The organism is Streptomyces alfalfae (assembly GCF_004127445.1).
Taxonomy (GTDB): Bacteria; Actinomycetota; Actinomycetes; order Streptomycetales; family Streptomycetaceae; genus Streptomyces; species Streptomyces alfalfae.
In genome coordinates, this window is record NZ_QEXM01000003.1 from 111,533 (window position 1) to 123,460 (window position 11,928).

General features: G+C 73.5%; 11 protein-coding genes. 2 read left to right on the forward strand and 9 right to left on the reverse strand.

The window, feature by feature from the left end:
- Positions 1-16 precede the first annotated feature (16 nt).
- Both DCW30_RS01175 and DCW30_RS01180 read right to left on the reverse strand, forming a co-directional pair.
- Positions 17-2,350: a glycoside hydrolase family 95 protein gene (locus DCW30_RS01175; protein ID WP_076682751.1), complete on the reverse strand. Its 2,334-nt coding sequence runs from the start codon at positions 2,348-2,350 to the stop codon at positions 17-19.
- 159 nt (positions 2,351-2,509) lie between these two features.
- Positions 2,510-3,010: a hypothetical protein gene (locus DCW30_RS01180; protein WP_062772731.1), complete on the reverse strand. Its 501-nt coding sequence runs from the start codon at positions 3,008-3,010 to the stop codon at positions 2,510-2,512.
- Between the two features lie 219 nt (positions 3,011-3,229).
- On the opposite strand from DCW30_RS01180, the gene DCW30_RS01185 reads away from it, so the two are divergent.
- Positions 3,230-3,994, forward strand: a complete 765-nt coding sequence (locus DCW30_RS01185; RefSeq protein WP_079249877.1) for a leucine-rich repeat domain-containing protein — start codon at positions 3,230-3,232, stop codon at positions 3,992-3,994.
- A 10-nt stretch (positions 3,995-4,004) separates the two neighbouring features.
- Here DCW30_RS01185 and DCW30_RS01190 read toward each other — a convergent pair whose 3' ends face one another.
- From DCW30_RS01190 to DCW30_RS01210, 5 genes are all read right to left on the reverse strand, one after another.
- Positions 4,005-4,247 (reverse strand): DUF397 domain-containing protein, encoded by a 243-nt coding sequence (locus tag DCW30_RS01190; RefSeq protein WP_076682753.1) that lies wholly within the window; start codon positions 4,245-4,247, stop codon positions 4,005-4,007.
- Positions 4,248-4,366: 119 nt separating this feature from the next.
- A complete protein-coding gene (locus DCW30_RS01195) occupies positions 4,367-5,533 on the reverse strand; it encodes a thiolase domain-containing protein (RefSeq protein WP_076688501.1) in 1,167 nt (388 codons plus the stop codon).
- Between the two features lie 8 nt (positions 5,534-5,541).
- Entirely contained in the window at positions 5,542-6,621 is a 1,080-nt protein-coding gene (locus DCW30_RS01200) for a thiolase domain-containing protein (protein ID WP_076682755.1), read from the reverse strand.
- Positions 6,622-7,584 carry a Zn-ribbon domain-containing OB-fold protein gene (locus tag DCW30_RS01205; protein ID WP_076682757.1) on the reverse strand — a complete coding sequence of 321 codons (963 nt, stop codon included), beginning with the start codon at positions 7,582-7,584 and terminating at the stop codon, positions 6,622-6,624.
- A gap of 126 nt (positions 7,585-7,710) precedes the next feature.
- Positions 7,711-8,511 carry a crotonase/enoyl-CoA hydratase family protein gene (locus tag DCW30_RS01210; protein WP_076682759.1) on the reverse strand — a complete coding sequence of 267 codons (801 nt, stop codon included), beginning with the start codon at positions 8,509-8,511 and terminating at the stop codon, positions 7,711-7,713.
- Positions 8,512-8,722: 211 nt separating this feature from the next.
- Between DCW30_RS01210 and DCW30_RS01215 the strand changes: the two genes are divergently transcribed.
- Complete coding sequence (locus tag DCW30_RS01215; RefSeq protein ID WP_076682761.1) at positions 8,723-10,360, forward strand: acyl-CoA synthetase; 1,638 nt, start codon at positions 8,723-8,725, stop codon at positions 10,358-10,360.
- Here the strand turns inward: DCW30_RS01215 and DCW30_RS01220 are convergent.
- Both DCW30_RS01220 and DCW30_RS01225 read right to left on the reverse strand, forming a co-directional pair.
- Positions 10,343-10,945 carry a chorismate mutase gene (locus DCW30_RS01220; RefSeq protein ID WP_076682763.1) on the reverse strand — a complete coding sequence of 201 codons (603 nt, stop codon included), beginning with the start codon at positions 10,943-10,945 and terminating at the stop codon, positions 10,343-10,345. The two genes, DCW30_RS01215 and DCW30_RS01220, sit on opposite strands and share 18 nt — an antisense overlap.
- 56 nt (positions 10,946-11,001) lie before the next feature.
- Positions 11,002-11,847, reverse strand: coding sequence for an alpha/beta fold hydrolase (locus DCW30_RS01225; RefSeq protein WP_076688503.1), 846 nt, complete (start codon positions 11,845-11,847; stop codon positions 11,002-11,004).
- Positions 11,848-11,928 lie beyond the last annotated feature (81 nt).

Here is an 11,928-nt window from a genome sequence, read left to right on the forward strand (position 1 = left end):
GTCGGCTGCGGGCGGCTCAGCCGAAGACGTGGCGCTGTCCGGCGCGGGCCCGGAAGGTCTTCGTCCCGCCTGGGAACAGGGTGGAGCGCAGGGTGAGTTCACGGGTGCGCGACGCCCTGACGGCGACGCGGGTGGCGCGGCCCGCCGCCCAGGTGAGGTCGAGCGTGGCGCCGCCGCGTGCGCGCAGGCCGCTGACCGAGCCGTCCGGCCAGCTCGCGGGCAGTGCGGGCAGGATGTCGAGCACGCCGTGCTGGCTCTGCAGCAGCATCTCCACGATGCCGGAGGTCGCCCCGAAGTTGCCGTCGATCTGGAACGGCGGGTGGGTGTCCCAGAGGTTGGGCAGCGTGGAGGACGTGAGCTGTTCGCCGAGCATCCTGTGGGCGTGGTCGCCGTCGCGCAGCCGCGCCCAGAAGTTGATCTTCCAGGCCTTGGACCAGCCGGTGCCGCCGTCGCCGCGCGCCATGAGCGAGACCTTCGCCGCGTCGGCGTACGCGCTGCCCGCCTCGATCTGCCGTCCGGGGTGCAGGGCGTAGAGGTGGGAGACGTGCCGGTGCTCGTCGGTCCTGTCGTCGAGGTCGGCCTTCCACTCCTGGAGCTGGCCCCACGAGCCGATCCGCAGCCCCGGGTCGAGGTCGGCCAGGGTCCGTTCGAGCTCGGTGCGGAACGCGCGTGAGTCACCGAGGACCCGGGCCGCCTGAAGGGTGTTGGTGAACAGGTCGTGGACGATCTGCTGGGCCATGGCGCCGCCCGCGGTGAAGTCCCCGTGCTCGGGCGAGTAGCTGGGCGTGACGACCAGCTTGCCGTCGCGCGGGTCGGTGCGCAGGTTGTCCAGCCAGAACTCCGCGGCCTCCTTCAGCACCGGGTAGGCCGTGGTGCGCAGGTAATCCGTGGAGCCGCTGAAGCGGTAGTGCTCGTAGAGCTGGGCGGTGAGCCAGGCCGCGGCTTCGGGGAACCAGAAGGCGGTCGACCAGTCGTGCGCTCCGGTGAACCCGTAGGGGTTGGTCTCGTTGTGCACGACCCAGCCGCGGCTTCCGAACATCTCCTCGGCGGTGCGGCGGCCCGGCGCGCGCAGCGCCTCGACGAAGCGGTCGTAGGGGGCGGCGGTCTCCGCGAGGTTGGCGGCCTCGGCGGGCCAGTAGTTCATCTGGAGGTTGATGTTGGTGTGGTGGTCCGCCGACCAGGGCGGGGTGGTGCTGTTGTTCCAGACGCCCTGGAGGTTGGCGGGCAGGGAGCCCGCGCGCGAGGAGGCGATGAGGAGGTAGCGCCCGTACTGGAAGAACAGCGCTTCGAGCGCGCGGTCGGCGGGGCTCGCGCCGCCCCCGTACTCCTTGAGCAGCCGGTCGGTGGGCACGTCCGCGGGCATGGCCTGCCCGATGTCGAGGGCGACGCGGCCGAACAGGGCGCGGTGGTCGCGCAGGTGCCGGGCGCGAAGTGCCGCGTGGCCCGCCGCGACGGCCTTGTCCACGGTCCGCGTGACGTCGGCGTGCGGGTCGTCGCCCCGGTAGCGGGGGTAGGTGTCGGCGTAGTCGGTGCCGGCGGCGAGGACGAACCAGACGCTGTCGGCGCCGGTGACCGTGACGCTGCCGTCGGCGTCGGCGACGCGGGTGCCGCCCCGGTGTCCGACGCGCAGCTGTGCCTCGAAGGCCAGGCCGTTGTCGGCGAGCGCGCCGCGCACCGTGATCCGGTCGCCGTCCGCCGTCGCGGTGGAGTCGGCGCGGGGCGAGGAGTACCGCAGGGTGCAGGTGACCTCGCCGGCACGGTCGGCGAAGAGCAGCCCGACGATCACCCCGTGCGGGTACGAGGCGAAGAACTCCCGCTGGTGGCGCACCTGTTGGTGCTCGTACGTGACGGTCGCGAGCCCTTGTGCGAGATCGAGCGCACGGCGGTAGCCGGCGCCGGGCTCGGCCGGGGCCCCGGGCACGTCGATGTGCAGGTCGCCGAAGGTCTGGTGGGCGCCGTAGCCGCGTCTGGCCTGGCCGAGCCGGTCCGCGACCGCGTCGGGGGCGAGCCGCCCCTCGGCGTCGAGTTCCGCGCGGACCCCGTCGAGGGCGCCGGGTCTCGGGGCGCGCCAGTTGCCGAAGTCGTAGCCGCCCTTCGATCCCGGGCCGCCGGTCCACAGTGTCTTCTCGTTGAACTGGAGCCGTTCGGAGGCGAGGGTTCCGAAGACCATGGCGCCGAGGGCGCCGTTGCCGATGGGCAGGGCCTCGCGCTCCCAGTCGGCGGCGGGAGTGGCGTACCAGAGCCGCAAGTCATCGGAGGTGTCACCCGCCGCCCCCTCGGCGGCCCCGGCGTCGGTGAGCGCTCCGCTCCCGGCCACCAGCATGGCGGCGGGGCCCAGCGCCGACGTCATCGTGGCTCTTCGCGTGATCCCCTGAGAGGTCCCCTGAGTCATGACCGGCCACGCTAAAGGTCCGATGACTGGGTGGCAAGACAGGAAACAGCCCCGCTCCATGGACAGAACGGGGCGGCACTTGGACGGATGTGGGTCCCCGTGGTCAGGGGGTGCAGGTCAGCCCTGCTGGAAGAGCTCCGCGGGCAGCGGCTTCAGGAGCGCGTACAGATCGTCGGTGATCGGGCGGTCCCAGGCGGCGATGGTCACCAGGACATGGTCGCTCCGGTCGAACTGCACGCACGAGATGCGGCTCTCCGAAAGCTTCAGACGGCGCACGATGAGGAGATTGTCCCCCTGCATCACCGGCATGTCCTCCGTGGAGACGACCGTGATGTCCTCGTCGTTCTCCAGGGCCAGGAGGAGCTGCGCCACCTCGAAGGGGATCTCGCCCTCCTCGGTCTCCCGCGCGGGCGAGCCTTCGGGCAGATTGCCGATGATCATCGCGGGGCCACGCCCGCCGAAGAGGTCGTAGCGCAGGAAGACGCCCTGGCAGCTGCCGTCGGGCGCGGGCAGCAGGCCCGCGCCGAGATTGCCGGGCCAGTCACCGGGATCCATGGCCAGGACGTCGAAGTCCGGGCCCGCGGGAGTGGCGGAGCTGCGGCGGCGGAGGAAGGACATGCGCCCATGGTACGTGGCCCGCGAGGTTTACCGGCGCGGGGGCAGGCGCCCCGTCGCGCCGTCCGCGCGCGCTTCGCCGGAACGCGTCCGCACGGCCCGAGGGCCCCGCCCGACCAGCGCTGAAGCTCGCGCGACGCCCACACGGGCGTACGCCGGCGATGAGGCCGTACGCCTGCCGGCGCGGGCCCGGCGTCGGCGGCCGTCACCCGCGGGGGAAGAATGACGCACCCGGAGAAGACGGAGGGACCCAAGGGCATGGACGACGCGAGCACCGTACTCGACTACTGGCACGGCGGCCTCGACGCGGTGCCGGACGAGGTCTGGCGCCACCCGCGTCTGGAGGTGCTGCTCCTGCCCGACAACGCGCTCACGCACCTGCCGCCCCGCATCGGCACGCTCACGGACCTGCACACCCTGGACCTCGGTCACAACAAGCTGCGCGCCGTCCCCGCCGAGCTCGGCGGCCTCACCCGGCTCAGCCGCTTCCTCTACCTCCACGACAACAAACTCACCGAGCTGCCCGCGTCCCTCGGCCGCCTCACCCGGCTCGCCTACCTGAACGTCGGCGAGAACCGCCTGACCGCACTGCCCGACACGCTCGGCGCGATGACCGGCCTGGTCGAACTGCGGGCCCAGAAGAACGAGTTGACCCGCCTGCCGGACACCATCGGGTCGCTCGCCGCGCTCCGCGAGCTGTGGCTGCGCGGCAACCGGCTCGGGGACCTGCCCACGTCCGTGCGCCGCCTGCGCGAGCTGCGCGAGGTGGAGCTGCGGGACAACGCCTTCACGGCCGTCCCGGAGGCCCTGCGCGGCCTGCCGCTGCTGCGCCGCCTGGACCTGCGCGGCAACGGCGTACGCCGACTCCCCGACTGGCTGGCGGAGTTGCCCGCCCTGGAGAAGCTGGACCTGCGCTGGAACGACGTCCGGATCCACGAGGGGCTGCTGCGCGCGCTCACGGAGAAGGGCTGCGTCGTGCTCCGCTAGGGCCCGCCCGCTACGTCAGGTCGAACTCGCCCTCGCGCGCCCCGTGGACGAACGCCCCCCACTCCGCCGGGGTGAAGATCAGCGACGGGCTCTCGGGACGGCCCGCGTTGCGCATCGCGATGAAGCCTTCGACGAAGGCGATCTGCACGTCGCCGCGCCCCTCGCTGCTCGATCGCCAGTCGGCCCCGCTGAGGTCGAGCTCCGGCTTGTCCCAGCCCGCGAGTGGATGCTGCTGAATGGTGCCTTCGGCCACGTCCGTGCTCCTCCCGAATGCGTCGGTCCGGCGTCAGCCTAGCTTTCACCCCGGGTGCCGGACAGGCCGCGGGAGAGGGCCGTGACCCGCCGCCGCGCGATGTCCGTCCCCGGGGGCGCTCAGGAGGCGGGCGGCTCCGCCCCGACGAGCCACATCGAGAAGAACTGCGAGCCGCCTCCGTAGGCGTGGCCGAGGGCCCTGCGGGCCCCTGCCACCTGGTGCTCGCCCGCCTGGCCGCGCACCTGGAGCGCGGCCTCGGCGAAGCGGATCATGCCGGAGGCGCCGATGGGGTTGGCGGACAGGACGCCGCCGGACATGTTCACCGGGAGATCGCCCTCCAGTTCCGTCACACCGGCCTCGGTGAGCTTCCAGCCCTCGCCCTCGCCCGCGAAGCCGAGGTTCTCCAGCCACATCGGCTCGTACCAGGAGAACGGCACGTACATCTCGACCGCGTCGATCTCCCGGCGCGGGTCCGTGACGCCCGCCTGCCGGTAGACGTCGGCCGCGCAGTCCTTGCCCGCCCGGGGCGAGACGAAGTCCTTGCCCGCGAAGAGCGTCGGCTCGCTGCGCATCGCGCCGCCGTGCATCCACGCCGGCGGTCGGGGCGAACGGGCCGCGCCCGCCCGGTCGGTGAGGACCATCGCGCAGGCGCCGTCGGAGGAGGGGCAGGTCTCCGAGTAGCGGATCGGGTCCCAGAGCATGGGCGAGGCCTGGACCTTCTCCAGGGTGATGTCGTGCTCGTGGAGGTGCGCGAAGGGGTTCTTCAGGGCGTTGCGGCGGTCCTTGTACGCGACGAGCGAGCCGACCGTGTCCGGGGCGCCGCTCCGCCGCATGTACGCGCGCACGTGCGGGGCGAAGAAGCCGCCCGCCCCGGCGAGCAGCGGCTGCTGGAAGGGGATGGGCAGCGAGAGGCCCCACATCGCGTTGGATTCCGACTGCTTTTCGAAGGCGAGGGTCAGCACCGTGCCGTGGACGCGGCCCGCGACGAGGTCCGCGGCCACCAGCGCCGTGGACCCGCCGACGGACCCGGCCGTGTGCACGCGCAGCAGGGGCTTGCCGACCGCGCCGAGGGCGTCGGCGAGGTACAGCTCCGGCATCATGACGCCCTCGAAGAAGTCGGGCGCCTTGCCGATGACCACGGCGTCGATGTCGGCCCAGGTCAGTTCGGCGTCGGCCAGGGCGCGCGCGGCGGCCTCCCGGACGAGCCCGGCGATCGACACGTCGCGCCGGGCGGCCACGTGCCGGGTCTGCCCGATCCCGACGACGGCGACGGGCTCCTTGCCCACCGAACGGCTCATCGCGCGTCTCCTTCCAGAAGGGCGACCAGGTTCTGCTGGAGGCAGGGCCCCGACGTGGCGTGCGCGACGGCCCGGTCCGACGCGCCCCGGTGGATGCGGGCGGCGGCCTCACCGAGCCGGATCAGCCCCGCGGCCATCATCGGGTTGGCGGCGAGCGCGCCCCCCGAGGGGTTGACCACGACGTCGTCGCCGAGCCGCAGGGCCTTGCGCAGGACGACCTCCTGAGAGGTGAAGGGAGCGTGCAACTCGGCCGTGTCCACCGGGTGTTCGAAGACGCCGGCGCGTTCGGCGGCCAGCCGGGTCGAGGGCGAGTCGGTGAGGTCGCGCACCCCGAGGCCGTGCGCCTCGATCCGGTGGTCGATGCCGCGGATCCACGCGGGCCGCCCGCACAGCTCACGGGCCCGCTCCCCCGCCGCGAGGATCACGGCGGCGGCCCCGTCGCCGACCGGCGGGCAGTCACCGGTACGCAGCGGGCGCACGACGTACTCCCCCTGCGCGACGTCCCCGCCGAGCTGCGCGTGCGGGTTGGCGGCGGCGTCGGCGCGGCTGCGCAGGGCCACCCCGGCGAGCGCGGGCTCATCGGTCTCCCCGGCGTCGATGAGCGCCTGCGCCTGGAGCGCGGCGAGGGCCACGGAGTCGGGCCAGAGGGGAGCGACGTAGTAGGGGTCGAGCTGCCGGGTCAGCACGTCGCGCAGGGAGCCCGGCGAGGACTTCCCGTAGGAGTAGACGAGGGCGGTGTCGGCCTCGCCGGTCTGCAGCTTCGTCCACGCCTCGTACAGCGCCCAGGCCCCGTCCATCTCCACGTGCGACTCGGAGATCGGCGGCCAGGCGCCGACGCCGTCGAGCGCCATGGTGAAGGAGAAGGCGCGCCCCGCGAGGTAGTCGGAGGACCCGGAGCAGGTGAACCCGATGTCGCTGGTCCGCAGCCCGGTCGCCGCGAGGACCTCGTGCAGCACCGGCATGAGCATCTCCACCTCGGACAGCTCGTCGGTGGAGCGCGCGGTGGCGGTCTGCCCGAAGGCGACGACGGCCACGTCACGGACGGGCCGCAGCACGGACGGCTCGCGGGACGCCATCTACACCAGCTCCTTGTACGTGTCGTAGTCGGCGTCGGGCTCGCCCGTGGGCCGGTAGTGGTCGGGGTGGCGCCCGCCCTCGGTCCACACCGGCTCGACCCGCAGCCCCATGCGGACCTGGTCGTACGGGATCCCGGCGATGCGCGCGTGCAGGGCGAGGTCCGCCCCGTCCAGCGCGATGTGCGCGTAGACGTAAGGGACCTCGATGTCGAGGTTCTTTGCCTTGATGTTGACGACGCAGTACGTGGTGACGGTGCCGCGCGGTCCGACCTCCACCCGCTCGGCCGTGGCGACGCCGCAGGTGGGGCAGGCGCCCCGGGGCGGGACGTACACCTTGCGGCAGGACGGGCAGCGCTCGCCCACGGTGCGGCGTTCGGACAGGGCGGTGATGTAGGCGGTCTGGGCGCGGCCCGGCGAGTAGGTGTAGTCGAGCCGCGCGGCGGCGACGATCCCGGTGACGGGCTCGTCGAAGACCCCGCTGTGCGGCACGGCGGCCCGCACCGGCGCGTCCCCGTCCGCCGGCTCGAAGCAGGCGATGTCGGTGATGGCGCCGACCCGTTCGCCGGCCCACCGCACCCGCACGCGCATCCCGGTCCGCACGGCGTCGGGCCCCGGCACGTCGAGCGCGTGCAGCAGCGCGGTGTCGGCCCCGTCGAGCCGCACAAGGACCCAGGCGAACGGGGCGCCGAGCGGCTGCCCGCGCCGGGGCTCGTGGTTCCACGCCCAGGTGGTGACGGTCCCGGTGGCGCCGACCTCGACGAGGTCGCGTATCTCCTCGGCGGTCACGGGGTCGTACTCGACGGGTGGCACGAGCACCCGCCCGTCCCCGGCCCGGACCCCGAGCAGGGTGCGCTCACGCAGCCCGGTGAGAAAGGCGCTCTGCACGGCCCCGAGCGACCGGGTGAAGGGAAACTCGACGACGAGAGGAGCCCGAAGCACTGCGGACGAACCGACACCTGACATGACACTCCGTTTCTCTGGACGGGCCCCTTCGGGGGCGCGGGGCTGTGACATGTGCGGCTCGGCCGCGGGGGCGCGACCAGCCGCGCCGGACCCGCGGCCGAAGAGAGACGCCCCGGCCCGCGGGGCCTAGGCCCGCCGAAACACAGGGGTTCGCTTCTCCTCGAAGGCTCGGGAGCCCTCCGCCGCGTCGGAGGTGTCGAAGATCGGCCACCCCCGCTTGAGCTCGGCCGCCAGCCCCTCCGCCTCGGAGAGCTCCGCGGCCTCGTACACGGAGGCCTTGACCGCCTCCACGGCCAGCGGCCCGCACGCGTTGATCTGCTCGGCGATGGCGAGGGCCTCGTCCAGCGCGGTCCCGTCGGGCACGACGTGCCCGACGAGCCCGATGGCCGCGGCCTCGGCGGCCGGGTAGGGCCGCCCGGTGAGCAGCATCTCCAGGGCGTGCGTACGCGGTATCTGCCGGGGCAGCCGCACGGTCGACCCACCGATGGGGAAGAGACCCCTGCGCACCTCGAAGAGCCCGAAGGTCGCCGACTCCCCCGCCACGCGGATGTCGGCGCCCTGGAGGATCTCCGTGCCGCCGGCCACGCAGTACCCCTCGACGGCGGCGATGACGGGCTTGCGGGGCCTGTGGTGTCTGAGCATCGCCTTCCAGTGCAGGTCGGGGTCGTCCCGCAGCCGGTCCCTGTAGTGGTCCCCGGCCATGCCCTTGCCCGCGAGGGCCTTGAGGTCCATGCCCGCGCAGAAGTCGCCGCCCGCCCCGGTGAGCACGATCGAGCGGATCTCGTCGTCCGCGTCGGCCGCCACCCACCGGTCGTACAGGCCGACGAGCATCGGCAGCGAGAGGGCGTTCTTCGCCTCGGGCCTGTTCAGCGTGAGTACCAGTGTGGCGCCCTCACGCCGCACGGAGAGGTGTTCCGTCCCGCCCATGTGCGGTGCTCCCTCCCTCGACGGCCCGCCGCGCGGCCGGCCTGTCGCTTCCGGACCTGGAACAGGTTGCAGGAGGCGGGTTGTCAGTTCAATACCTTTCTGACAGTCAGTCAGTTTTTCTCGCGGCGGCCCTTCCCCCTTACCGGCGCCTCTGCTCTGATGACGGCCGAGCGCGACGACGGAAGCGGACGCCGGGGTCAGGAGGAGCGTGGTGGAGTACAACCTTGCCGACCTGTTCGAATCGGTCGTCGACGTGGTCCCCGACCGCGAGGCCATCGTCTACGTCGACCACCCCGGCACGGGCGCGGAACGCCGCCTGACCTACGCCGAGCTGGACGCGGCCGCCAACCGCGTCGCGCACCACCTCATCGGCAGCGGCCTGCGCCACGGCGAACACCTGGGCCTGCACCTCTACAACGGCGTCGAGTACCTCCAGACGGTCCTCGCCTGCCTGAAGGCCCGCCTGGTGCCGGTCAACGTCAACTACCGCTACGTGGAGGAGGAACTGGTCTACCTCTACCGGGACGCGGACCTCGCGGCGCTCGTTTTCGACGCCGAGTTCACGGAGCGGGTCGCGGCGGCGCTGCCGCGCACGGAGAAGCTGCGGCACCTGATACGGGTGGGCACACCGGCCGCGGGCGCGCCCGGCCTGGACGCCACGGCGTTCACCGCGGCGGAGGCGTCGGGGTCACCGGAGCGCGGCTTCGGGCCGCGTTCGGCGGACGACCTGTTCATCATCTACACCGGCGGCACCACCGGCATGCCCAAGGGCGTCATGTGGCGCCAGGAGGACCTGTTCTTCGCCGGGCTCTTCGGCGGCGACCCCGCGGGCGAGCCGGTGAAGCGGCCGGAGGAACTGGCCGAGCGCGTCGCGGCGGGCGGCCCCGGCATCACCTTCTTCCCCACTCCCCCGCTGATGCACGGCACCTCCACGCTGACGTCGTTCATCGCGCTCAACTACGGCCAGCGGGTGGCCCTGCACCGCAGGTACGTGCCCGAGGAGGTGATCCGCACCATCGAGAAGGAGAAGGTCTCCAGCGTGTCGCTGGTGGGCGACGCGATGCTCAGGCCGCTCATCGACGCGCTGACCGGCCCCCTGAAGAACGCCGACCTCTCCTCCCTGTTCAGCGTCTCCTCCTCCGGGGCGATCATGTCGGAGACGGTGCGCGCCCAGTTCCAGCTGCTGGTGCCGAACGCGCTGCTCCTGAACAACTTCGGCTCGTCCGAGTCCGGCTCCAACGGCAGGGCCACGGACGACTCGGGCCCGGAGAAGGGCTTCCGCCTGGAGGTCAACGACCGCACCCGGGTGGTGGACCCGGCCACGCACGACCCCGTGCCGGTCGGCGAGATCGGCCGCATCGCCCAGCGCGGCCACGTGCCGCTCGGCTACTACAACGACCCGGCGAAGACCGCCGAGGTCTTCTTCCGCAGGGGCGAGGAGCGGTGGGTGCTGCTGGGCGACATGGCCACGGTCGGCGACGACGGCATCGTCACCGTCCTCGGCCGCGGCTCGCAGTGCATCAACACCGGCGGCGAGAAGGTGTACCCCGAAGAGGTCGAACAGGCCCTGAAGTCGCACCCGGACATCTACGACGCCCTGGTCGCCGGGGTCCCCGACGACCGCTGGGGCAACAGGGTCGCGGCGGTCGTCCAACTCCGCCGGTCGGCGGCCGGCTTGGACCTGGCAGCCGTGCAGACCCACTGCCGCGCCCTGCTGGCCGGCTACAAGATCCCCCGCTCGGTGGTCTTCACGGACCGCATCCAGCGCTCCCCCAGCGGCAAGGCGGACTACCGGTGGGCGAAGGCGGTGGCGGCGGGCGCCCCCGGCCCCTCAGCCCGAGCAGACTGACCGCAGCGCGCGCCCGAGCCCCACGCTGTGCAGGGCGTCGAGCCGCGCGCCGTGGCGGACCCGTACGGCCGCCACGGTCAGCGCGCCCCCGCAGCGCGGTGACGTCCGGGCGCGCTCGGAGGCCGCGATGCCCCGCACCAGTTCACCGTTGACCCGGTTGATCTCCTCGCGCGCCTCGGCGAGGTCGGGCCGCTCGTCCGGGGCCTGCCCCGGGTCGGCGTCCCAGCGGCGGAACAGCTCCCGCTGGACGAGCTTGCCGGCCTCGATCTGGTCCCGGAAGATCCGTACGGTCGCCGCGGGGTCGGCGCCTGCCTCCCGCGCCTGCCGGGCCGCCGTGTCCAGGACGACCTTCTCACGGGCGGGATCGTCGATCGGGCCGCCGGCGCCGTACTTGGCGGCGGCGACGAGATCGGCCGTGGCGAGCCGCTGGGCGGAGAGATCGGCGAGCGGGCGCAGGCGTTCGTGCGCTCCGGAGGGCCGGGCGGCGGCAGCGGACGCCGCGGCGGCCGGGCCCGCCCCCGTGAGCAGGGCGGCGGCGAGGACTCCGGCGGCCAGGAGGCGGCCGGCGGACGAAGCGGGGCGCATGACGGTTCCTCTGGGGTCGAAGGGCGGATGTCCGGGCGGCGGCCGGCCCCGACGCGTCAGTCCTGCGCCAGGAACCCCGCCACCCGCCGCACGAACCACTCCGGGTCGTCCAGCCACGGGAAGTGGCCGCCGCCCGGCTGCACTTGGCGGACGCCCGCGGGGAACAGCTCGGCGAGTTCGGCGGCGCGGGCCGGGGTGGGGCCGCCGTCGTAGGCGCCCGCCAGGACGAGGACGGGCGCCTTGAGGGACGCGAGGGCGGTGCGGGTGGCCGGGGGGTCGAAGGCGGCCTCGCCGTAGTAGGCCTCGGCGGCCCGCGCGTTCTTCTGGTCGGCGCTGCGGGCCCGGTGCTCCTGGGCCGCGGCGTCCCAACGCCCGTACGTCAGCGGGGCGATGGCGTCCCAGCCCGCGCTCGGCGCCCCGCTCTCGGCGATCTCCCGCAGCGCGGTCGCGGCCGCCGGGTACCAGGGCTCGTCCTTGCGCAGGGCTGCGGCCTCGGCGCGGTCCTCGACGGTCATGGCGCCGCCGACGGCCAGCGTGGCCGGGGTGACGAGCACGAGTGTGCGGATCCGCTTGGGGCAGCGGGCCGCGTACAGCGTCGCCAGGTCGCCGCCCGCCGAGTGGCCGAGCAGGTCGACCCGGTCGAGCCCCAGATGTTCCCGCAGCGCCTCGACGTCGTCGACGAGCCGGTCGCAGCGGTAGGTCGCCGGGTCCTCCGGCTCCGCGGAGTCACCCGTGCCGCGCAGGTCGAGCAGGATCAGCCGGCGGTGCGCGGTGAGACCGCCGAGGTCGCCCAGGTAGACGGAGGCGCGCATGGGGCCGCCCGGCAGGCAGAGCAGTGGCTCGCCCTCCCCCTTCTCGTGGTAGGCGAGCTCCGTCCCGTCGTACGCGCTGAAAGTCGGCATGAGGGGGATCATCACATCCCGCGTCGGGTCCGGGCAACGCCTGCCGGCCGGCGGGCCGGGCGACGCCTCGCAGCTCGAAGG